The sequence below is a fragment of the Rhodococcus opacus genome, assembly GCF_012396235.1.
GTDB lineage: Bacteria > Actinomycetota > Actinomycetes > Mycobacteriales > Mycobacteriaceae > Rhodococcus_F > Rhodococcus_F opacus.
In genome coordinates, this window is record NZ_JAAXPA010000027.1 from 1 (window position 1) to 21,849 (window position 21,849).

Genomic DNA, 21,849 nt, shown 5'->3' on the forward strand with positions numbered 1-21,849 from the left:
GTGTTACTCACCCGTTCGCCGCTCGTGTACCCCGAAGGGCCTTACCGCTCGACTTGCATGTGTTAAGCACGCCGCCAGCGTTCGTCCTGAGCCAGGATCAAACTCTCCGTTGAAGACTCTAGATTTCGAAACCCCACAGGGTCCCTAATCAGTCATAGACATCGAGTCAAATCACTAGCAATCAAAAACTCAAACTAGCATTTTCAAACACTGACCCCCCTCCGACGGAAGGAGAAGAGCCAGCAAATACCCACACCACACAACCCCCGAAACCCGAAGGCCCCGAAAGCAATTCGTGATGCGGAGTACCAAAAACATTTGGCACTGACATTCATCGACACACTGTTGAGTTCTCAAAGAACACGCACACACCATCACTTCTGGCTCACTCGCCAGCCGCTCCGGGGCAACTTTTCCAGCTTATCCCCTGCCGCATCCCGGCGCAAACCGGGGCGTCAGGACATCTCGAAAGCATCGAACCAGGTTCGGTATTCTCGGGAAGTTCAGGCGCCTGCGTCCAACCTCGTGTCCCCGGCCTCTCGGTCGGGGTTGGTGTCCGTGTCGCTCTGACCTGGAATAAGTTACGCGACGGGAAACGGAGCGTCAAATCCCCAGGTCACAGGCATCCGGTATGTAAAATCCGCTGGTGGCCCGTGCTGCGCGCGGGCCACCGGACCGGAATTCGCCGAATTACGCCGGTGTGACCCGCCGCACGCTAGTTCGACAGCACCTTGATGCCGGCGAAGTTCCGCTTTCCACGGCGAATCACGAGCCACGTTCCATGCAGCAGATCGGTCGGTGCGGGGGTCCAGTCCTCACTCGAGACCTTCTGGTTGTTCACCGAAGCGCCGCCTTCCTTCACGGTGCGGCGGGCCGCACCCTTGCTCTCGCACAATCCGCTGAGAACCAGGAGGTCGACGATGCCGGCGGGCTCCCCCGGCGCAAGTTCCGCGACGGACGCCTCCCGAAGGGCGGCACCGAGCGTCGGCTCATCCAGGTCCTGCAGTTCCGCGCGGCCGAACAGCGCCTGGCTCGCGAGCTCCACGGCACGAGTGTTGGCTTCGCCGTGCACGAGAGTCGTCATTTCGGCGGCGAGCCGGCGCTGCGCCTCCCGTGCATGCGGCCGCTCGGCCGTCGCCGTCTCCAGTTCCGCCAACTCCTCGGCCGTGAGGAAGGTGAACCACCGCAGGTACTTGATGACGTCGGCGTCGCCGGTGTTCACGAAGTACTGGTACCACGCGTAGGGGCTCGTCATCTCCGGGTCGAGCCACAGGCTTCCGCCTCCGGTCGACTTCCCGAACTTCTTGCCGTCCGCCGACGTGACGAGCGGGACGGTCAGACCGTGCACCGACTCGGCGTCGATGCGACGGTTCAATTCGACGCCGGCGATGATGTTGCCCCACTGGTCGGATCCGCCGACCTGCAGCGAGCAGCCGTGACTGCGCCGCAGGTGCAGGTAGTCGTTGGCCTGGAGCAGCATGTAGCTGAACTCGGTGTAGGACATGCCGTCGGATTCGAGGCGCCGCTTGACGGTGTCTCTCGCGAGCATCACGTTGACGGAGAAGTGCTTGCCCACGTCGCGCAGGAAGTCGATGGCCGACAGCTTGCCGGTCCAGTTCATGTTGTTCTCGATGATCGCGCCGCTCGGCGAGTCGCCGAAGTCGACGAAACGTTCGAGCTGACCCCGGATCCGATCGGCCCATTCGGCCACGGTGTCGGCGGAGTTCATCGTCCGCTCACCGACGTCGCGGGGATCGCCGATCAGACCCGTCGCTCCACCGGCCAGCACGACGGGGCGGTTGCCCGCACGCTGGAATCGCTTCAGTGCGAGCAGGGGCACGAGATGGCCGGCGTGCAAACTCGGCCCGGTCGGATCGAAACCGGCATAGAGCGTGACCGGTCCGGCGTCGAGATCACGACGCAGCGCGTCCAGATCGGTTGATTGGGCGATGAGCCCGCGCCAGGTCAGTTCATCGATGATGTTCTCAGTCACGGGTCCGATCATCCCATCTGCTCGTCGGCGGGCATCGCACGCGGGCTCCTCCGGTACACGGAGACGGCCGGCGACTCCGGAATCCAGAAGCGCCACGGCCGGTCCGCGGCCGCGCTGACGCCGACCCGGGGGCCACTCGCCCATCCGTCCGACTCCGCGACCTCCAGCCGAACCGGCGAATCGTGCTCGAACAACGCCGCACCGTTCTCCGCGAGGGTCACGCCGGTCGCGGACCCCAGGTTGCCGGGACCGCGCGCCCAATCCGCAGGTCGCGTGACGCGGGGCCGGCGCGCCTGAACCGTGGCGCAGCCGTCGAGCACTTCGCCCGCCCGGAGAAGCACCCCGCCCGCGCTTCCGACCGGCCCGTACGACACGTTCATGCAGAAGTGCATCCCGTAGCTGCGGTAGACGTACAGGTGCCCGGCCGGGCCGAACATCACCTCATTGCGCGGCGTCCTCCCTCGGTACGAGTGCGATGCCGGATCGGGCCACGGGCCGTCCTTCTCCCCGCCGTACGCCTCCACTTCGACGATGCGGATGCGGACGTCTCCAACGATCAGCGTGGATCCGAGAACGAATCGCGCGGCGTCGACGGGGTCCGCCCGGTCAAGTCGATCGATGGTCACGTCCCGATTCTCCACAACCGTTGACTTCGCCACCCCGTCGGTCGCATAATTCATCAAGCAATGAATTCACCCAGTGATGAATTGAGGCCCGCCATGACCGGCAGCCCGGTGATCGACATCCGAGATCTGCACGTGCGAAGAGGCAGGAACGAAGTGCTGCACGGCATCGACGTTCAGGTGCCGAGCGGATCCATCACCGGCCTCCTGGGACCCTCCGGCTGCGGAAAGACCACGCTGATGCGGTGCGTGGTCGGCACGCAGATCGTGGAATCGGGGACGGTCACGGTGCTGGGCGCCCCTGCAGGCTCGGTCTCGTTGCGAAGCCGCATCGGATACGTCACCCAGTCACCCAGCGTGTACGCCGACCTCACGGTTAAGAAGAACGTGGCCTACTTCGCCGCGCTCTACGGCCAACCGTCGGACGCGGTCACCGAAGCCGTCGAGGCGGTGGGTCTGACACGCTTCGCAACCCAGAAGGCGGCGGATCTGTCGGGAGGACAGCTGGGACGGGTCAGCCTCGCCTGCGCGCTGGTGGCACGCCCCGAGGTCCTCGTCCTCGACGAGCCGACCGTCGGCCTGGACCCACTCCTGCGCGTCGAACTGTGGGAACGGTTCGACGCTCTCGCCGACACCGGTACCACCCTGCTCGTGTCGAGCCACGTCATGGACGAGGCCGAACATTGCGCTTCGCTCCTCCTCATGCGCGACGGCTACGTTCTCGCGCAGGTCTCCCCCGGCGAACTCCGGGAGCAGACCGGTGAGGCGAGCCTCGAAGACGCCTTCCTTAACCTCATTCGCGCATCACATGTCGGGAGCGAGAACTGATGAACGTCACGATCTTCGCAGCCACTGCGGGCCGGATCCTCGCGCAACTACGGACGGATCACCGCACCGTCGCCATGATTCTGGTGGTACCCAGTCTGCTGATGGTGTTGCTGTACTTCCTGTATCAGAACGTTCCGGCGCCACCCGGTCAGCTGTCGCTGTTCGAGCGCGTCGCGATCACGATGCTCGGCATCCTGCCGTTCGTCGTGATGTTCCTGGTCACGTCGATCGCGATGCAGCGCGAACGGACGTCGGGAACACTCGAACGCCTGCTCACGACCCCCATGGGCAAACTCGACCTGCTCGGCGGCTACGCTGCCGCGTTCTCCACGGCCGCTGCTGCGCAGGCGGCGCTCGCCTGCGTCGTCTCGTTCGGATTCCTCGGCCTCACCACCGAGGGCAGCGTGACGTGGGTGCTGCTGATCGCCGTGCTGAACGCGATACTCGGCGTCGCCCTCGGCCTATTGTGCAGCGCCTTCGCGCGCACCGAGTTCCAGGCGGTGCAGTTCATGCCGGTGGTCGTGGTGCCCCAGCTCTTCCTGTGCGGTCTGCTCGTTCCGCGAGATCAGCTCCCCACCTGGCTCGAGTGGATCAGCAACGCCCTCCCGCTGAGCTACGCGGTCGAGGCGCTGCAGCAGGTCGCCACCCATCCCGGGGCGACGGGGCTCATGTGGCGCGACCTGGCGGTGGTCGCCGCCTTCGCGCTCCTCGCACTGTCGCTGGGCGCCGCGACTCTGAGGCGTCGCACACCATGACCGGCCCCGCGACACGCGCGGACGCCACCCCGGGTCTGCGCACGGGACGACGCCCGGGCAACCCGGACACACGGTCACGAATCCTGGCGAGTGCACGGAAACTGTTTGCACAGAACGGCTTCGACAAAACCAGCGTGCGCTCCGTGGCCACCGGTGCCGGCGTCGACTCCGCCCTGATCCACCACTACTTCGGAACCAAACGAGATCTGTTCCTCGCCTCGGTCGACATTCCCGTGGATCCGACGCAGGTGATCGCTCCGGTGCTCGACATTCCGACGGGCGAGGTCGGTAGTCACCTCGCCCGGGCCGTCTTCTCCATCTGGGAGTCGCCGCACAAGCCCGCCGTGGTCGCGGCGTTCCGGTCCGCGATGGCGGGAAACGAACCCAATCTCATTCGCACGTTCCTCCTGGAGGTCGTGCTCCGAGACCTCGGACCGCGCGTCGACGAGCCACCGGGAACCGGGATGCTGCGCATGCAGCTGGTGGCATCCCAGATGGCCGGGGTTCTGGTGACGCGGTACATCCTCGAATTCGAGCCACTCGCGTCGCTGCCCGTCGACGACCTCGTCGCGATCGTCGGACCGACGTTGCAGCGCTACCTCACCGGAGCTCTGCCGGTGTGATCGGGCTCGCCCGAGTCCGGTGTGATCAGGCCTCGCCGGCAGCCCGGGCGAGCAGCGTCTCGTGCTCGTCCGCGCCGACGTCCCGGGCCTCGTCGATGAGGAGGACGGGAATCCCGTTCTCGATGGGATACGCCCGTCGCAGTCGAGGGTTGTAGAGCAGCTCGTCGCCGACCAACAGCAGAGGACCCTTGTCCTGTGGGCACGCGAGAATGCCGAGCAACGTCGGATCAATAACCACGGAAGTCCTCTCCAACCGTTCGGGTGAGCAGTGTCAGGTTACCGCGCACCGGCAGGCACCCCGGCCGAGCCGTTCCGAAACTCCGCGGCCACCGCCTTGGTCAGTCGCTTGTACTGCTGCGATTCCGGATCGACGTACCACACACGGGTTCCCGGCTTGGGCAGTCCGGCCGCGCTCAGCGCCTCGGCGTTCGGACGGTACGAGGACCCCAGCGGGATGTCCTCCACCACCTGGAAGATGTCGGGTCGCAGCGCGGGAGGAAGCACCTCGAAGGCGTCGGAGATCTCCGCCAGCCTCGGCGCCCGCCCTTCGCGGAGGGTGAACGCGGCCACGGCCAGTGTCCGGCCGCCGACCTCCACCCCGTAGGCAACCGCGAGGTCGACGCGATCGACGGACACGAGCGCATCGACGATCGGCTGGGTGAACACGGCTCCCCTCGAAGTCGCGATGACGGTCTTCCTGTGGTCGACCAGCCAGTAGTCCCCGTCGGCGTCGCGACGGAAGAGGTTCTCCGTCGGAATCCAGGCGTCGCCCGCGGCAAAGATCCCCCGCATCGCGCCGCCGGACATCTCGGCGTGCACGCCCGCCCTGCCGAGAAGCAGACCGACCTCGTCGTCCTGGCATTCCCGGATGAACCCCTGCTCATCCTCCAGCAGTCGCCCGGCGATCGGGTCGTAGGCCGCGAGCCGGACCTCCGCGCTCCCCGGGAGGGGGCGCCCCTTTGCCCCGACCTTCGCGCCTGCGACGTTCGCGAGAACCACGTCGCCCTCGGTGGACGCGTAGAACTCGAGGACCTTCGCCGGTGCGAACCGCTCCGTCGTGCGACGCCACAACCCCTGCGGCATTCCGGATCCGATGAAGAGCCGGACGGGGTGACTGCCGTCGAGCGCGAGGTTCTCGGCGTCGAGGATTTCTCGCATCATCGTCCACGTGTAGCTCACCACGGTCACCCCGTAGCGGTGGACTTCCTCGGCGAACCGCTCGGGATCGACTCCGCGTGAGAGCGCGATCCGGGAGCCACCTGCCACGGCACCACCGATCGCGGCCAGTAGGCTCGACGAATGATGCAGGGGTGCAAGGCAATACACGGTGTCGCCACGGTCCAGATCGGCGGCCGAGGCCGTTCCGAACGCCGACAGCGCCCACCGGTAGTTGGTGATCTGTTTCGTCTCCCAGTGGCCGTTGGACTCACTGCAGATGATGAATGCCAGTTCACGAGCGCGACCGGGATCGGGCCGGTACCAGCCCGGCAGTGTCACGGCGGCGGGGTCGATCTTCTCGAGGTCCACGACGTTCGCCGAGGGATCCACGTCGAGGTCGCGCTGGTCGCCACCGCCCAGAACCAGGACCTGCATCCCGGTCGCGATCGCCGCGTCGAGATTCTCCGGGTCGGTGACGATGCGTTCGACACCGTCGATGCGGATCGCGGTGTGGACCTCCCGGCCCGGGGGCAGCAAGACAGCCACGGCACCGAGACGGGACAGCGCCGCGATGGCGGCGAGCGCACTCGGGCGCGTCTGCATCACGACGCCGACGTGAGCGGCGGGACGGACACCGGCCTGGATCAGACCGCGCACCACGTTGTCGATCCGCTGATTGACCGCCGCGTAGGTATGGACGCGATTGTCGAAGAGGAAGCACTCGCCGCCCGGCGCCTTCCGCCCCTGTTCGGCCAGCAACCGGCTGAGCGAGATCTGGGTGTGGGGCTGCATCTGACCGAGCCGGGCCAGCCGCGGTAGCGCCCGCGTGGCCTCGCCGGACAGCTCCACCGTTCCCCGCAGCGCGCCCGAAGCGAAATCACTGATCCCCTTGCCGACACCGACGCCGACCTCGGCGACCGACGCCACGGTGTGAATGATGCGGTCGCTGATGGAGACTCCGGATTCGCTGCCGAAATGTTCGTCGTAGCGCATGAGCTCGATAGTGGTGGGCCGTGGGCCGAGACCCTCGTTCCACAGCACCCATTTCCCGGTCGTGGGCCACGTGTGGGTCGCCGCAGCCGAACCGACGACGAGGCCGAAATGTCCTGCCCGCAAAGTTGATTCGTACACATTCGCCCGTGGGGCGGCCCGGCGGATACCGCGGACAGCCAACGGCTGACCGATGTCGTCGACTTCCCCGACGAACGCGAGGATGGGGCAGGTCAACTCCGCGAGCGACACCACCTGATCCTTGATCACGAACCCGCCGGTCATCATGCGGTTGTGCACGATGAACTGCTTGAGCAACTCCGCAACAGCCGGACCGGACCACGCCACCCAGCCCTCGGTCGCGAGGAACCGCCGCTGCTGCTCCCGCGGCAACAACGCTTCCCGGTCGTGCAACTGACGCAGGAAGTCGAGCCTCGACTTCAGTGTCTTGACGGGATCGAGGAGCTGAAAACCGGTGCGCGCCATCCACCCCGACACCGCGAGCCGATTGAAGACGTGGTCCGCGAGGAAGCCGGCAGCGTCGGTGGCGAACCCCGCCGGGATACCGAACGGCAGCCCGGCGAGCGTGTCGACCGGACTGCCGAACGTCACGAGGCCGGCGATGTTGCGACTGCGGCGGTAGGCGGCGGCCTGGTAGGCGAACATGCCGCCCTGCGAGTATCCGGACAGGTAGACGTCACGACCGGTGTGCGCCCGCACCTGGTCGATGATCTCGCTGATCGCGACGATGTGGTCGGCGAGATTCCGATCCCACCCGCCCTCTTCGGAATCCGGCGATCCGAAGTCGACCACCCACGGGTCGATCCCCATCGAGTGCAGGATGCCGACTGCGCCCTGATCGCGGGTCACATCGTAGACGTCGGCCGACATCATCATCGGCGGGACCAGAACGATCGGGGGCCCGGCGTCGGCAGGGTCGGTGTCGGGGAAATACCTGCGGAGCCGATACATCGGTGCGCGTTCGACCACCTCGAACGGCGACGTGGTGAGGTCCGTCTCGAGTCCACCGAGGCGAACTACCTCCAACCCGTTCTGCGCCGTCGCCACCACGCGACGGATCGGGCCCATCACCGTTTCGGTATTCAGTCCCACGAACACTCTCCCAGACTCTCGAACTGTGACGCACGTCTCACTGCCGCCCGCCCTCACCCTACTGCGCTCGACGCGTCACACAGCCCCTAATCCGGGGCGTCCGACACGGGCGTCATCGACACCACTCACGCAGCGACTCGGACAGCTGACGGACCCCGCCCAACTGTTCGGCCACACGGATACCGGCTGTACCGCCTCGGGCGTTACGCGAGGCGATCGAGCCCTCGACGGTGAGCACCTCCCGCACGTCCGGAGTGAGCGCCGGATCGACCCCGGCGAGTTCGTCGTCGGTGAGATCCTCGAGTCCGACGGCCCGCGCCTCGGCAACGCGGACGCACGCCCCCGCCGCCTCGTGCGCGACCCGGAACGGGACGCCCTGACGAACGAGCCACTCGGCGATGTCGGTGGCCAGCGTGAAGCCCGCCGGTGCCAGTTCCGCCATTCGGTCCGTGTGGAATTCGAGAGTGGACACCAGTCCGGTGATCGCCGGGAGCAGCAACTCGAGCTGTGCCACCGAATCGAAGACCGGCTCCTTGTCCTCCTGCAGATCCCGGTTGTACGCGAGCGGCTGCGCCTTCAGGGTGGCCAGCAGACCGGTCAGGTTGCCGATCAGCCGCCCGGACTTGCCGCGGGTGAGCTCGGACACGTCCGGGTTCTTCTTCTGCGGCATGATCGACGAGCCGGTCGACCAGGCGTCGGCGAGCGTGATGTAGCCGAATTCCGGAGTGCTCCAGAGGATGACCTCCTCGGCCATCCGCGACAGGTCGACGCCGATCATCGCGAGCACGAACGCCGCCTCGGCCGCGAAGTCCCGCGACGACGTGGCGTCGATCGAGTTCTCGGCCGACGAATCGAAGGCGAGCTCCGCGGCGATCGCCTCGGGATCGAGTCCGAGTGACGATCCGGCCAGCGCTCCGGACCCGTACGGCGACACGGCCGCCCGCACGTCGAAGTCCCGCAGCCGCTGAACGTCGCGGAGCAACGGGTGCGTGTGTGCCAGCAGGTGGTGCGCGAGCAGCACCGGCTGCGCGGCCTGCAGGTGCGTCTTGCCCGGCATCACCGCGGAGGGGTGCGCCGCGGCCTGCGTCGCGAGTGCGTCGACGACGTCGAGGACACCCGCGGCCACGCGGCGGACGGCGTCCCGCAGCCACATCCGAAACAGCGTCGCCACCTGATCGTTGCGCGAACGCCCGGCGCGCAGGCGTCCCCCGACCTCGGGACCGACCCGATCGATCAGGCCTCGCTCGAGCGCCCCGTGCACGTCCTCGTCGGATTCGCTCGGGACGAACTCGCCGCTCGCGACGTCGGCCGCGAGCCTGCCGAGACCGTCGAGCATCGCCGCCAGGTCGTCGTCAGCCAGCAGGCCGGCCTTGTGCAGCACCCGGGCATGGGCCTGGGACGCGCGCACGTCGTACGGAGCCAGCACCCAGTCGAAGTGGGTGGACTTGCTCAGCGCCGCCATGGCGGCGGCCGGTCCGGACTCGAACCGGCCGCCCCAGAGGGCTCCTTCGTTGGTGCCGTGAGCACTCATACCTAGAGGCCCAGATCGCGCTTCGCCGCGACCTTCGAGGACAGTCCGTGGATCTGCACGAATCCCTTGGCGTAGGACTGGTCGAACGTGTCGCCCTCGTCGTAGGTGGCCAGGTTGAAGTCGTACAGGGACTGGTTGCTGCGGCGGCCGTTGACGATGATCGCACCGCCGTGCAGCACCAGCCGGATGTCGCCGGAGACGCGTTCCTGCGTCTTCTCGATGAACGTGTCCAGCGCGACCTTCAGCGGGGAGAACCAGAGGCCGTCGTACACCAGCTCGCTCCAGCGCTGTTCGGTCTGACGCTTGTAGCGGCCGAGCTCGCGTTCCTGCGTGACGTGCTCGAGTTCCTGGTGGGCGTTGATGAGGACCATGGCTCCCGGAGCCTCGTAGATCTCACGGCTCTTGATGCCGACGAGACGGTCCTCGACGACGTCGAGGCGCCCGACGCCCTGAGCGCCGGCGCGGCGGTTGAGCTCCTGGATCGCTTCGAGGACGCTGACCGGCTTGCCGTCGATCGCGACGGGGCGGCCGGCCTCGAAGCTGATGATCAGCTCGTCCGGGGCCTGCCAGTTGACGGTCGGATCCTGCGTGTAGTCGTAGACGTCCTTGGTCGGCGCGTTCCACAGGTCCTCGAGGAACCCGGTCTCGACGGCGCGGCCCCACACGTTCTGGTCGATCGAGAACGGCGACTTCTTGGAGACGTTGATCGGGATCTCGTTCTCCTCGGCGAACGCGATCGCCTTCTCACGGGTCCACGCGTAGTCGCGGACCGGTGCGATCACGTCGAGGTCGGGAGCGAGCGATCCGAAGCCGACCTCGAACCGGACCTGGTCGTTGCCCTTGCCGGTGCAGCCGTGCGCGACCGTGGTGCCGCCGTGGGCGCGCGCCGCCTCGACGAGGTGCTTGACGATCAGCGGGCGGCTGATGGCCGACACGAGCGGGTAGCGGTCCATGTAGAGGGCGTTGGCCTGGATGGTCGGCAGGCAGTATTCGTCGGCGAACTCGTCGCGCGCATCCACCACGACCGACTCGACCGCACCGCAGTCGAGTGCACGCTGACGCACGACCTCCATGTCCTCGCCGCCCTGGCCGAGATCGATGGCGACAGCAACAACTTCCTTGCCCGTCTCCTTGCCGATCCAGCTGATGGCGACTGAGGTGTCCAGCCCGCCCGAGTAGGCGAGTACGACGCGATCGGCCATGGTCCTTGTGCTCCTTAGGTTGAAGATCTGTAGAGATGATTCAGTTGTCAGGCGAGGGATTCGATCTTGGCCGCGAGTTCCGCCCCGCTCAGCGGCTCGCGTGCCACCACGAGAATGGTGTCATCCCCCGCGATGGTTCCCACGACGTCAGGTAATGATGCCCGATCGAGTGCACTCGCCAGATAGTGCGCTGCCCCCGGGGGAGTTCGCAGCACCGCCATGTTGCCACTGGCATCGGTCGACACCAGTAACTCCCCCAGCAACCGCGACAGCCGGTCGGTTCCGCCGGAGACGCCGCGGACGGGATTTCCGTCCTCGGGCACCACATAGACCCCGGCGCCGCCGTCTGCGGCGCGAAGTTTCACGGCACCCAGTTCTTCGAGGTCTCGCGACAGCGTGGCCTGGGTGGCGTCGATGCCCTCGGCCGCGAGCAGCGCCGCGAGTTCGGTCTGGCTGCGGACAGGGTTGTTCGACAGGATCGCGACGATGCGCGCCTGCCGTCCCGCCCGAGTGGGTGCCGTCGCCGCGTTGGCGGCGCGCTGCGGCTGAGCCGCACCTGCACGCTGCGGCTGAGCCGCACCTGCACGCTGCGGGGGTGCCGCACTCACGGACGGTCCCCGGTTCGCTGCGCCAGCAGCCACACGAGCAGGGCCTTCTGCGCGTGCAGCCGGTTCTCCGCCTCGTCCCAGACGACGCTCTGCGGTCCGTCGAGAACCTCGTCGGTGATCTCCTCCCCGCGGTGGGCGGGCAGGCAGTGCAGGACCACCGCGTCGGCGTCGGCCTTCGCGAGGAGCGCCTCGTTGATCTGGAACGGGCGGAACGGACCGACCCGGTCGAGCCCGTCATTCTCCTGGCCCATCGAGGTCCAGGTGTCGGTGACGAGTGCGTCCGCGCCGACGACCGCCGTCTGCGGGTCACCGCTGAGGGTGATGGTCGCGCCGGTCTCGCCCGCCCGCGCGCGGGCGGCCTCGACCACCCACGGCAGCGGTGCGAACCCCTCGGGGCTGGCGATGGTCACGTCGACGCCTGCGGTCACACCGCCCAGCATCAGCGAGTGCGCCATGTTGTTGGCGCCGTCGCCGAGGTAGGTGAGCTTCAGTCCCTTCAGCGAACCCTTCCGCTCCACGAGCGTCTGCAGGTCGGCCAGGACCTGGCACGGGTGGAACTCGTCGGACAGCGCGTTGACGATCGGGACGTCGGCGCCCGACGCCATCGCCTCGAGCCGCTTCTGCCCGAACGTGCGCCACACCACGGCGTCGACGTACCGCGACAGGACGCGGCCCGTGTCCTGCAGCGTCTCCTCACGGCCGAGCTGGGTGCTGCGCCCGTCGACGACGATCGCGTGACCGCCGAGCTGGGCGATGCCCATCTCGAACGAGAACCGGGTACGCGTCGAATTCTTCTCGAAGATCACGCCGACCCCGCGGGGGCCTTCGAGCGGGCGCTCCGCGAATGGGGCCTTCTTCAGCCTGGCGGCGAGCTCGAGGACCTCGGCCTGCTGTGCAGGGGTGAGGTCGTCGTCCCGGAGAAAGTGTTTCACCACGGTCGTCACTGCTTTCCCGGCTGAGCGGCCGATTGCGCGTTGTCGAGAATCGCGGGCAGCGCCGCGACGAATCCTTCGGCCTGATCGTCCGTGAGGACCAGGGGCGGAGCCAGCCGGACGACGCCCGGTTGTGCGGCGTTGATCAGGTATCCGGCCTCACGCGCGGAGTTCTCCACCGCGGGGGCCACGTCCTGGGTCAGGACGATGCCGAGCAGCAGCCCGGCCCCGCGGACGTGGTCGATCAACGGATGTCCGAGACCTTCGATACCGGCCGACAGCGACTTGCCGAGCGTGTCGGCGCGGGAGATGAGGTCGTCTTCGGCGATCGTCCGCAGCACGGCGAGCGCCGCCGACGCGCAGACGGGGTTCCCGCCGAACGTCGTGCCGTGCTTGCCCGGCCCGAACAGGTCCGCGGCCGCGCCGGTCGCGATGCACGCGCCGATCGGCATCCCGCCACCGAGACCCTTCGCGAGGGTCATGACGTCGGGCACGATCCCGACCGCCTGGTGTGCGTAGAACCAGCCCGTGCGGCCGATCCCGGTCTGCACTTCGTCGAGCACGAGCAGGGCGCCGCGATCGGCGGTGATCTGCCGTGCGCCCGCGAGGTACCCCTCCGGCGGAACGACGACACCGCCTTCACCCATCATCGGCTCCAGGAACACGGCCGCGGTGTCGGCGTCGACGGCGCGGTCGAGTGCGTCGAGATCGCCGTACGGCACGTGCTCGACGCCCGGGGGCATCGGCTCGAACGGCGCGCGCTTGGCGGCCTGGCCGGTGAGCGCGAGAGCACCCATCGTGCGGCCGTGGAAGGAGTTCTCCGCGGCGATGATCTTCGATCGTCCCGTGGCCCGCGCGAGCTTGAACGCCGCCTCGTTGGCCTCCGTGCCGGAATTACACAGGAAGACACGTCCGGGGGCGCCCAGATGGGAGAGCAGCTTCTCGGCCAGTTCGATCGCCGGCTCGCTGGCGTACAGGTTCGACACGTGCCCGAGGATCGACAACTGCGTGGTGACGGCCTCGATGATCGCCGGGTGGGCGTGTCCGAGGATGTTGACGGCGATGCCGGCGAGGAAGTCGACGTACTCCTTGCCGTCGGCGTCGGTCAGCACCGCTCCCTGTCCGCGCGTGAGTGCCACCCGGGGGACGCCGTACGTGTTCATCAGAGCGCCGGACCAGCGCTGCTGGAGTTCCGGGGTTCCGGTCATGAGGCAACTCCCTCGGTAGGTGAAGTCGGGCCGGGCGTGACCATCGTGCCGATGCCCTCGCCGGTGAACAGTTCGAGCAGAACGGAATGGGCGACACGGCCGTCGATGACGTGCGCGGTGGGCACGCCGCCGCGGACCGCGCGCAGGCAGGCCTCCATCTTCGGCACCATGCCGGCGTCGAGGCTGGGCAGCAGTTGCGCGAGCGCGTCCACGTCGATCTCGGTGGCCAGCGAATCGCGGTCCGGCCAGTTCGTGTACAGCCCTTCGACATCCGTGAGGACCACGAGCTTCTCGGCGCCGATGGCCTCGGCGAGCGCTGCGGCGGCGGTGTCCGCGTTGATGTTGTGCACCACACCGTCCGAGTCGGGGGCGATGGTGGACACCACGGGAATTCGGCCCGCACGGATCAGATCGAGGACCGCCTCCGGGTTCACCGTCGTGACGTCGCCGACGAGACCGATGTCGGTCGGCGTGCCCTCGACCATCACGGTGCGCTTGGTGGCGGTGAACAGGTGCGCGTCCTCGCCGGAGATGCCGACGGCGTACGGTCCGTGCGCATTGATCAGTCCGACCAGTTCGCGGCCGACCTGACCGAACAGCACCATCCGGACGACGTCCATGACCTCGGGGGTGGTGACGCGGAAGCCGCCCTTGAATTCACCTGTCATGCCGAGCTTTCCGAGCATGGCATTGATCTGGGGGCCGCCGCCGTGCACGACGACCGGCTGAATTCCGACCGTCCGCAGGAACGCCATGTCGGCCGCGAACGCCGTCTTCAACGCGTCGTCGACCATGGCGTTGCCGCCGTACTTCACGACGACGACCTTGTCGCGGAACTGCTGCAGCCACGGCAGCGCCTCCGCCAGGACGTGCGCCTTCTGGTGATCGGTGATGCCGCTGAGTGCCTCGCTGGTCGCTGTCATGACGAATACGCCGAGTTCTCTTCGACATACGCGTGCGAGAGGTCGGTGGTCCGGATGGTCACCGCGTGTTCGCCGAGACCGAGGTCGATGTCGAGGGAGATGTCGATGTCGCTCAGGTCCACGTCCCGCGCACCCGGTGCGCCGACGCCGTCGATGCAGACGGGGGCGCCGTTGAACGACACCGAGATCGTGTCGGGGTCCAGTTCGATCGGCGCGATGCCGATTGCGGCGAGCACCCGGCCCCAGTTGGGGTCGGATCCGAACAGCGCCGTCTTGACGAGGCTGTCCCGCGCCACCGTCCGTGCGCCGATCAAGGCGTCGTCCTCGCTGAGGGCGCCGCTGACCGTGACCCGCACCCGCTTGGTGACGCCCTCCGCGTCGGCCATCATCTGATCGGCCAGATCGTCGCAGACGGCCGTCACAGCCGCGTTCAGTTCTTCCTGGGTCGGTGTCACGTTGCTCGCACCGGACGCGAGCAGCAGCACCGTGTCGTTGGTCGACGTGGCGCCGTCGACGTCCAGCCGGTCGAACGTCACCCGGGTGGCCGCCCGCAGCGCGGCGTCGAGTTGTGCGGCGGTCGCGACGGCGTCGGTCGTCACCACGCACAGCATCGTCGCCAGCGCGGGGGCCAGCATGCCCGCGCCCTTCGCCATTCCGCCCACGTTCCACTTGTCCGCATGGTGCAGGGCGGCCTGCTTCGGCACCGTGTCGGTGGTCATGATCGCGTACGCGGCGTCGGTGCCACCCGAGATTCCCCCGGCGAGCTCGTGCACGGCCTCCGTGACACCGGCCAGGACCTTGTCCATGGGCAGGCGGTCGCCGATCAGGCCGGTGGAACACACCGCGACCTCGACGGCGCCGGTCTCGGTTCCCCAGTTGCTCAGCGCGGACGCCACTTCCTCGGCCGTCTTGTGCGCGTCCTGGAACCCGCCTGCACCCGTGCACGCGTTGGCTCCACCGGAATTGAGCACGACGGCGCGCAGCCTGCCCGTGGTGAGCACCTGTTGCGACCACAGCACGGGGGCGGCCTTCACCTTGTTCGCGGTGAAGACGCCCGCCGCTGCAAGCTCGGGTCCCTCGTTGACGACGAGAGCCAGGTCGGCGTTGCCGCTCGCCTTGATACCCGCCTTGATCCCGGCCGCGCGGAAGCCCGCGGGCCCCGACACTCCCTGGGTTCGGACCAGGGTGCCGCCGGCGACCTCCCGGGTCGGATGCGGATCGATCGTGCTGTCACTGCTCACGGGGCAACTCCCACTGTCGAGAGACCGGCGGTCTCGGGTAGTCCAAGCGCAAGATTCATCGATTGCACCGCTCCCCCGGCGGTGCCCTTCGCAAGGTTGTCGATCACCGCGACCACGACGATCTGACCGGCGTCGGCGTCGACCGTCACCGCGATCTGGACCGCGTTCGATCCGACGACGGCACCGGTCTGTGGCAGCACGCCCCGGGGCAGCACGTGCACGAACGGCTCGTCCGCGTAAGCCTTTTCGTAGATCGCGCGCACCTCGTCCTCGGACGCGGTGGTGGCCGCGGTGCACGTGGCGAGGATGCCGCGCGGCATCGGCGCCAGCACGGGGGTGAACGACACGGTGACGCGCTCACCGGCGAGTTCGGAGAGGTTCTGGATGATCTCCGGGGTGTGGCGGTGCACGCCGCCGACACCGTAGGCACGGACCGAACCCATCACCTCGGAGCCGAGCAGATCGGCCTTGGGTGCGCGTCCCGCGCCGGAGGCGCCGGTGACGGCGACGATCGTGACCCGCGGTTCGACGACACCCGCCGCGACCGCCGGAGCCATCGCCAGGCTCGACACCGTCGGGAAGCACCCGGGGACGGCGATGCGGGTGGCGCCGACGAGTTTCTCGCGGGCACCCGGGAGTTCCGGAAGTCCGTACGGCCAGCTGCCCGCGTGCGGGCTCTTGTAGTACCGCTCCCAGTCCTCGGCGTTCGTCAGCCGGAAGTCGGCACCGCAGTCGATGATGACGGTGGACTCGGGCAGCGCCTTCGCGTACTGCGCCGAATTACCGTGCGGCAGACCGAGAAACACCACGTCGTGTCCGGCGAGCGTCTCGACGGTGGTGTCCTCGAGCACTCGGTCGGCGAGGGGAAGCAGGTGCGGATGGTGCGAGCCCAGAGTCGATCCGGCGTTGCCGCCGGCTGTGAGCGCGCCGATGACGAGCGAACCGTCCGCATACGACGGGTGCCCCAGCAGCAGACGCAGCACTTCGCCACCGGCGTATCCGCTCGCGCCGGCGACAGCAATCCTGATCGGTTTTCCCGCGTGCTCAGTCATACGATTGATTATGCATCATCATGCAAGCTAATACACACCGCGGTCTCTGGACGGGCCGCAATCCGTGGTCACTGCTTGCCGAGCGACCGCCGAATCTCGTCGAGCTTGGCCTTACCCGCCTTCTCCCGCTTCTCCCACGCCTCGTCCAGCGACTGCCCCGACGGGCTGTCGTGCGCGAGTTCGGAGGAGCCCATCGCCGTCCCGAACCGTCCCTCGATCCGCTCACGCACCCGGTCGAACGTCGGGACCCCACCCGGCGTGTAGTCCGGCTCGGGCACATCCGGTGCGATGTGGGGCACGACCTCCGCGGTCACCGGATCCTCGGCCGGAATCGCCGCACCCACGTCCACCGCCGCGAGGAGCGCACCGAGGCCCGGACGACCCGCGGCCACCGCACGCACCACCTGGAGGAACTCGGCGTCGGTCAACTGACTCGCCGCCGCCACGACGTCGCGCACTTCGGTCATCGCACCGCTCCTCACCGTCCCTGGCCCTCCACCCAGGCTACGGGTCAGCTGCGGAGTTCGGCACCCACGGCAGCGGACGCCGCAGCCACCGCGGCGTCGCGGGCGGCGCTCGCCTCGTCCTCGGTCAGGGTGCGGTCGACGCCGCGGAATCGCAGCGCGAACGCCAGCGACTTCCGGCCCTCCCCGACCTGCTCACCTTCGAACACGTCGAACAGCCGGATGTCCTCGAGCAGCTCCCCTCCGCCCGACCGCAGGGCCGCCTGGACCTCGGCGGCGGGTACCGCGGCGTCGACCACGACCGCCACGTCCTGAAGGACCGCGGGGAAGGGCGAGACCTTCGGCGCGGGCAGGTTCTCCACCAGCGGCAGGGCGTCCAGATCGATCTCCACGGCACTCGTCCGCGGGGGAAGTCCGGCGCGCTCGAGCACGGCGGGATGCAACTCGCCCGCGTGTCCGACGACGACACCGTTCACGAGCAGCTCCGCGCCGCGACCCGGGTGCCACGGCAGGTACTGCGTCGCGCGGAACTCCAGTTCGACACCGGCAGCGGCAGCTACCGTCCGGGCGGCGGCGAACGCGTCGGTGGCGTCGGCCGCTCGGCCCGCGCCCCACGGACCGCTCGGCTCACGCTGCCCCGTGAGCACCGCCGCCACGTGCACCGGCTGATCCGGCAACGACTGCAGCAGTGCCGTGATCTGCTCGTCGGTCGGGCGCCGGTCCACCGGCAGCGCCTCGACCGGCTTGGTGTCCGCACCGGGCAGCACGACCTGCGCGATGCCGAACAGCGACAGGTCGCGTTGACCGCGGGAGACGTTGCGGGCGAGGACCTCGAGAAGTCCGGGCAGCAACGTGGTGGGCAGTTCCGGCCGATCGGATTCGAGCGGGTTGAGCACCCTGCTGGTGTTCCTGCGCGGATCCTCGGGATCCAGCCCCCACGTGTCGAAGATCGCCGTGGGCAGGAAGACCGGAGGCAGGATCTCGACGTATCCCGAGAACGCCAGGGCCCGGCCGACGGCGCGCTTGCGGCGCTGCGCCGGAGTCAACCCACGACCCGCGGGGGCTGCGGGCAGCACCGACGGAATCTTCTCGAGTCCCTCGAGGCGCAGCACCTCCTCCACCAGGTCGGCGGGCTGCACCAGATCGGGCCGCCACGACGGCGGGCCGGCGACGAGCTGACCGTGTCCGCTGTCGCTGACCCCGACCTCCACGTTGCAGCCGATCTGCGTGAGCCGGCGTGCAGCGGTGCCGTTGGGGTAGTCGACACCCGCCACGCGGTCGGGGAGGTCGATGTCCATGTGGATGGGCTCGTGCGGGGTGACCTCACCGATGTCGGTGAGCGCCGGATCGACCCGCCCGCCGGCGATGTCGACGAGCAGCGCGGCCGCCCGGTCCAGTGCCGCCACGGGGATCTCGGGGTCGACCACACGCTCGAAACGCTTGCCGGCCTCACTCGACAGCTTGTGCCTGCGCGCGGTCTTGAACACCGCGAGCGGATCCCAGGTGGCCGCCTCGAGCAGGATGTCGGTGGTTTCCGAGCCGACCTCGGTGGACGCGCCACCCATGATCCCGGCCAGCGACAGGACGCCCGAATCGTCGGCGATCACGACGTCCTCGGGGTCGAGGACGCGCTCGGTCTCGTCGAGAGTGGTCAGTTTCTCCCCCGCCACCGCGCGGCGCACGACGAGTTCGCCGCTGATCTTCGCAGCATCGAACGCGTGCAACGGCTGGCCCAGTTCGAGCAGAACGTAGTTGGTGACATCGACGGCCGGCGAGATCGGGCGGACCCCCGACAGCAGCAACCGGCGCTGCAGCCACCACGGGCTGACCGCCTTCGGATCGATACCCGTCACCCGGCGGGCCGCGAAACGCGTCGCCTTCGACTCCGGCTCGACGCGGATCGGCCACGCCTCCCCCTCCGCCGGGTACGGCGCCACCGACGCCGGGTCGGCGAAGTCGAGGTCGAACCCGCACGCCAGTTCACGGGTGAGCCCGCGGACGGAGAAGCAGTAGCCGCGGTCCGGGGTGATGTTGAGTTCGATGACCGTGTCGTGCAGGCCCATCAACTCGTTGGCGTCCGCGCCGGGGAGCGCGGTGCCCGGCTCGAGGACGAGGATGCCCGAGTGGTCCTTGCCGATGCCGAGTTCGGCCACCGAGCAGATCATCCCGTCGGAGACCTGCCCATACGTCTTGCGGGACGCGATGGCGAAACCACCGGGAAGGACTGCGCCGGGGAGTGCGACCACCACGAGGTCGCCTACGTCGAAGTTCCGGGCGCCGCACACGATGCCCTGCGGCTCGGCCGCCCCCACATCGACCTTGCAGAAGCGGATCGGCTTCTTGAACTCGGTGAGCTCGGTGATCTCGAGAACCTTGCCGACCACGAGGGGGCCGTCGACGGGCTCGAGCCGGTCGACTTCCTCGACCTCGAGCCCGACCCGGACGAAACCTGCGTCGAGTTCCTCGGCGGTGACGTCCCAGTCCGGGGTGGCACGCTGCAGGATCTCGGTCAGCCAGGATTGCGCTACTCGCACGTCTGCTCAGCTCTCTCGTTCGTGAAAATGTCGTGACTGTGGTGGACGGGATCCGGGTAACGCGGGGTCAGCCCTGGACACCGAAGGGCAGTGTGAATCGCACGTCGCCCTCGACGATGTCGCGCATGTCCGGGATCCCGTTCCGGAACTGGAGTGTGCGCTCGAGCCCCATGCCGAACGCGAACCCGGTGTACACGTCGGGGTCGATTCCGGAAGCGCGCAGCACATTCGGGTTGACCATTCCGCAGCCGCCCCACTCGACCCAGCCTGCGCCGCCCTTCTTGTTCGGGAACCAGACGTCCACCTCGGCGGACGGTTCCGTGAACGGGAAGTAGTTCGGGCGCATCCGGGTGCGGGTCTCGGGACCGAACAGTGCGCGGGCGAACGCGTCGAGTGTCCCGCGCAGGTGGGCCATGGTGAGGCCCTTGTCGACGGCGAGTCCCTCCACCTGAGAGAAGACCGGGGTGTGGGTCGCGTCGAGTTCGTCGGTGCGGAACGTCCGCCCCGGGCACACCACGTAGATCGGCACCTCGCGCGAGAGCATCGTGCGCACCTGTACCGGCGACGTGTGCGTGCGGAGCACCTGGCGCGAGCCCTCCGGTGCGATGTGGAACGTGTCCTGCATCGTCCGCGCGGGGTGATCGGGCAGGAAGTTGAGGGCATCGAAGTTGAAGTGCTCGGTCTCCACCTCCGGGCCCTCGGCGACCTCCCAGCCCATCGCCACGAACACGTCCTCGACCTGCTCGGAGATGATGCTGATCGGGTGGCGGGCGCCTACCGGCTGACGCTGCGACGGCAGGGTCACGTCGATGGCCTCGGCCACGAGGACGGCCGCGTCGCGCTCGGCGAGCAGGACGGCGCGGCGCTCGTCGAACGCCGCACTGATCCGGGTGCGGGCGACGTTCACGCGCTTGCCTGCGTCGGCCTTCTCCTTGCCCGGGAGGGCTCCGAGTCCGCGGCGGGCGAGGGCGATCGGCGACTTGTCACCCATGTGCTCGACCTTGGCCTTCGCCAGGTCGTCGAGATCCGCCGCCGACGCGAACGCCTTCTCGGCGCTCTCCGCCGCCGCAGTCAGAGCGTCTTCGGTGAGCGCACTCGCATCGACCGCGCCGCCTTCGACCCCCGTGGAGGCAGCGCCCTCTTTTTTAGCCACGACCGGTGCCACTCCTTAAGTTCTTTCAGTCAACACTCTCGACGAAACCGAAACAGCTCGCCGTCAAATCCTATGCGATCCGATTCTCGCCGTTTCAGCTGTCGGTTCGCTTGCGGTTCTGGACCCGCGCGCTCGAATACAGGCAGATCGACGCCGCCGTCGCCAGGTTGAGGCTCTCGGCTCGACCGTGGATCGGAATCCGGACACGATGATCGGCTCGCGCCGAGGTGGCTGCGTCGAGGCCGTGGGCCTCGTTGCCGAACAGCCACGCCGTGGGGCGGGCCAGCAGTTCGTCGGCATCGTCCAGATCGACTTCGCCGTCGGCCGCCGTGGCGAGCAGTTGAATTCCCGCCGCGCTGATGCTGTCGAGGACCGCAGCGGTGTCCCGTTCACGCACGACGGGAAGGTGGAAGAGGCTTCCGGCGGACGCCCGGACACATTTGCCGTTGTGCGGGTCGACGCTGTCGCCCGCGAGAATCGCCGCGTCCGCGCCCACCGCGTCCGCGACCCGGATGACGGTGCCCGCGTTACCGGGCTCCGCGACCGCGACCGGAACCGCGAGCAGACGAGTTCCGGGGCCTATCGCCTCCGCCAGCGGAACGTCGAGGAGATCGCACACCGCGACGAGACCCGGCGGGGTCACCGTGTCGCTGAGAGCTCGGACCGCCCGGTCCGTCACCAGCGACGTACGGACGCCCGCCGTGTGTGCCCGGTCGATCAGCCGCGAGTACCGCTGCTCCGCGTCCTCGGTGTAGAAGAGGTCGTGTACGGGGCGGGTGTCGAGTGCCTCGCCGACGGAGTTCTCGCCCTCCACCAGGAAGCGCCCGACCTTGCGGCGTTCCGCGGTGCGCAGCAGCTTGACAGCAGAAACGACCCGTGGGGTGCGCTCGGTGAGCGGGTCCACGGGTCGTTTCCGAG

19 protein-coding genes and 1 rRNA gene are annotated in these 21,849 nt (G+C 68.2%); 3 read left to right on the forward strand and 17 right to left on the reverse strand.

All coding sequences use genetic code 11. From position 1 onward, the window contains the following. From HGB39_RS28505 to HGB39_RS28515, 3 genes are all read right to left on the reverse strand, one after another. A 16S ribosomal RNA gene (locus HGB39_RS28505) occupies window positions 1-113 on the reverse strand; the annotation flags it as partial. 602 nt (window positions 114-715) lie between these two features. Then, window positions 716-1,993, reverse strand: a complete 1,278-nt coding sequence (gene tyrS / locus HGB39_RS28510; protein WP_005561988.1) for a tyrosine--tRNA ligase — start codon at window positions 1,991-1,993, stop codon at window positions 716-718. 8 nt (window positions 1,994-2,001) lie between these two features. Next, entirely contained in the window at window positions 2,002-2,673 is a 672-nt protein-coding gene (locus HGB39_RS28515; RefSeq protein ID WP_064080684.1) for a DNA-3-methyladenine glycosylase, read from the reverse strand. Window positions 2,674-2,712: 39 nt separating this feature from the next. Between HGB39_RS28515 and HGB39_RS28520 the strand changes: the two genes are divergently transcribed. Genes HGB39_RS28520 through HGB39_RS28530 form a run of 3 tightly spaced genes read left to right on the forward strand, consistent with a single transcriptional unit; the run spans window position 2,713 to window position 4,822 of the window. Then, window positions 2,713-3,444, forward strand: a complete 732-nt coding sequence (locus HGB39_RS28520; RefSeq protein ID WP_005260427.1) for an ABC transporter ATP-binding protein — start codon at window positions 2,713-2,715, stop codon at window positions 3,442-3,444. Beyond that, entirely contained in the window at window positions 3,444-4,199 is a 756-nt protein-coding gene (locus HGB39_RS28525; protein WP_037204898.1) for an ABC transporter permease, read from the forward strand. The genes HGB39_RS28520 and HGB39_RS28525 overlap by 1 nt, the downstream gene beginning before the upstream one ends. Further along, a complete protein-coding gene (locus tag HGB39_RS28530) occupies window positions 4,196-4,822 on the forward strand; it encodes a TetR/AcrR family transcriptional regulator (RefSeq protein WP_005260425.1) in 627 nt (208 codons plus the stop codon). The genes HGB39_RS28525 and HGB39_RS28530 overlap by 4 nt, the downstream gene beginning before the upstream one ends. 25 nt (window positions 4,823-4,847) lie before the next feature. On the opposite strand, the gene HGB39_RS28535 is transcribed toward HGB39_RS28530, so the two are convergent. The 14 genes from HGB39_RS28535 to HGB39_RS28600 form a co-directional block, all read right to left on the reverse strand. Continuing rightward, window positions 4,848-5,060: a Trm112 family protein gene (locus HGB39_RS28535; protein ID WP_005247353.1), complete on the reverse strand. Its 213-nt coding sequence runs from the start codon at window positions 5,058-5,060 to the stop codon at window positions 4,848-4,850. A gap of 38 nt (window positions 5,061-5,098) precedes the next feature. Further along, window positions 5,099-8,089, reverse strand: coding sequence for an acyl-CoA synthetase (locus tag HGB39_RS28540; protein WP_005571079.1), 2,991 nt, complete (start codon window positions 8,087-8,089; stop codon window positions 5,099-5,101). A gap of 106 nt (window positions 8,090-8,195) precedes the next feature. After that, window positions 8,196-9,614 (reverse strand): argininosuccinate lyase, encoded by a 1,419-nt coding sequence (gene argH / locus HGB39_RS28545; protein WP_005260423.1) that lies wholly within the window; start codon window positions 9,612-9,614, stop codon window positions 8,196-8,198. A 2-nt stretch (window positions 9,615-9,616) separates the two neighbouring features. Then, the gene (locus HGB39_RS28550; protein WP_005247359.1) at window positions 9,617-10,816 is read right to left on the reverse strand and encodes an argininosuccinate synthase; all 1,200 of its coding nucleotides are present in this window, start codon (window positions 10,814-10,816) and stop codon (window positions 9,617-9,619) included. A 47-nt stretch (window positions 10,817-10,863) separates the two neighbouring features. Beyond that, window positions 10,864-11,424, reverse strand: coding sequence for an arginine repressor (locus HGB39_RS28555; protein ID WP_005260422.1), 561 nt, complete (start codon window positions 11,422-11,424; stop codon window positions 10,864-10,866). Next, on the reverse strand, window positions 11,421-12,368 hold the full coding sequence (gene argF, locus HGB39_RS28560; RefSeq protein ID WP_005260421.1) for an ornithine carbamoyltransferase: 948 nt from the start codon (window positions 12,366-12,368) through the stop codon (window positions 11,421-11,423). The genes HGB39_RS28555 and argF overlap by 4 nt, the downstream gene beginning before the upstream one ends. Then, a complete protein-coding gene (locus HGB39_RS28565) occupies window positions 12,365-13,564 on the reverse strand; it encodes an acetylornithine transaminase (protein WP_005571080.1) in 1,200 nt (399 codons plus the stop codon). Before HGB39_RS28565 ends, argF begins: the two co-directional genes overlap by 4 nt. Continuing rightward, window positions 13,561-14,487: an acetylglutamate kinase gene (argB, locus tag HGB39_RS28570; RefSeq protein WP_005571081.1), complete on the reverse strand. Its 927-nt coding sequence runs from the start codon at window positions 14,485-14,487 to the stop codon at window positions 13,561-13,563. The genes HGB39_RS28565 and argB overlap by 4 nt, the downstream gene beginning before the upstream one ends. Further along, window positions 14,484-15,728, reverse strand: coding sequence for a bifunctional glutamate N-acetyltransferase/amino-acid acetyltransferase ArgJ (gene argJ, locus HGB39_RS28575; protein WP_005571082.1), 1,245 nt, complete (start codon window positions 15,726-15,728; stop codon window positions 14,484-14,486). The genes argB and argJ overlap by 4 nt, the downstream gene beginning before the upstream one ends. After that, on the reverse strand, window positions 15,725-16,780 hold the full coding sequence (argC, locus tag HGB39_RS28580; RefSeq protein WP_005247372.1) for an N-acetyl-gamma-glutamyl-phosphate reductase: 1,056 nt from the start codon (window positions 16,778-16,780) through the stop codon (window positions 15,725-15,727). Before argC ends, argJ begins: the two co-directional genes overlap by 4 nt. 68 nt (window positions 16,781-16,848) lie before the next feature. Further along, window positions 16,849-17,247, reverse strand: a complete 399-nt coding sequence (locus tag HGB39_RS28585; RefSeq protein ID WP_005260418.1) for a hypothetical protein — start codon at window positions 17,245-17,247, stop codon at window positions 16,849-16,851. A gap of 44 nt (window positions 17,248-17,291) precedes the next feature. After that, window positions 17,292-19,778 (reverse strand): phenylalanine--tRNA ligase subunit beta, encoded by a 2,487-nt coding sequence (pheT, locus tag HGB39_RS28590; RefSeq protein WP_005571084.1) that lies wholly within the window; start codon window positions 19,776-19,778, stop codon window positions 17,292-17,294. Window positions 19,779-19,845: 67 nt separating this feature from the next. Then, window positions 19,846-20,931 (reverse strand): phenylalanine--tRNA ligase subunit alpha, encoded by a 1,086-nt coding sequence (gene pheS, locus HGB39_RS28595; RefSeq protein ID WP_037204920.1) that lies wholly within the window; start codon window positions 20,929-20,931, stop codon window positions 19,846-19,848. A gap of 94 nt (window positions 20,932-21,025) precedes the next feature. Further along, window positions 21,026-21,835, reverse strand: a complete 810-nt coding sequence (locus tag HGB39_RS28600; protein WP_005247382.1) for a TrmH family RNA methyltransferase — start codon at window positions 21,833-21,835, stop codon at window positions 21,026-21,028. Window positions 21,836-21,849: the final 14 nt, after the last annotated feature.

What these genes read in the sequence shown, in the direction of transcription:
- argC (WP_005247372.1), bottom strand. Translation starts at nt 16,780, where the DNA reads ATGACTGAGCACGCGGGAAAACCGATCAGGATTGCTGTCGCCGGCGCG.
- HGB39_RS28520 (WP_005260427.1), top strand. Translation starts at nt 2,713, where the DNA reads ATGACCGGCAGCCCGGTGATCGACATCCGAGATCTGCACGTGCGAAGA.
- HGB39_RS28530 (WP_005260425.1), top strand. Translation starts at nt 4,196, where the DNA reads ATGACCGGCCCCGCGACACGCGCGGACGCCACCCCGGGTCTGCGCACG.
- HGB39_RS28585 (WP_005260418.1), bottom strand. Translation starts at nt 17,247, where the DNA reads ATGACCGAAGTGCGCGACGTCGTGGCGGCGGCGAGTCAGTTGACCGAC.
- argH (WP_005260423.1), bottom strand. Translation starts at nt 9,614, where the DNA reads ATGAGTGCTCACGGCACCAACGAAGGAGCCCTCTGGGGCGGCCGGTTC.
- HGB39_RS28525 (WP_037204898.1), top strand. Translation starts at nt 3,444, where the DNA reads ATGAACGTCACGATCTTCGCAGCCACTGCGGGCCGGATCCTCGCGCAA.
- HGB39_RS28565 (WP_005571080.1), bottom strand. Translation starts at nt 13,564, where the DNA reads ATGACCGGAACCCCGGAACTCCAGCAGCGCTGGTCCGGCGCTCTGATG.
- argB (WP_005571081.1), bottom strand. Translation starts at nt 14,487, where the DNA reads ATGACAGCGACCAGCGAGGCACTCAGCGGCATCACCGATCACCAGAAG.
- HGB39_RS28515 (WP_064080684.1), bottom strand. Translation starts at nt 2,673, where the DNA reads ATGAATTATGCGACCGACGGGGTGGCGAAGTCAACGGTTGTGGAGAAT.
- HGB39_RS28550 (WP_005247359.1), bottom strand. Translation starts at nt 10,816, where the DNA reads ATGGCCGATCGCGTCGTACTCGCCTACTCGGGCGGGCTGGACACCTCA.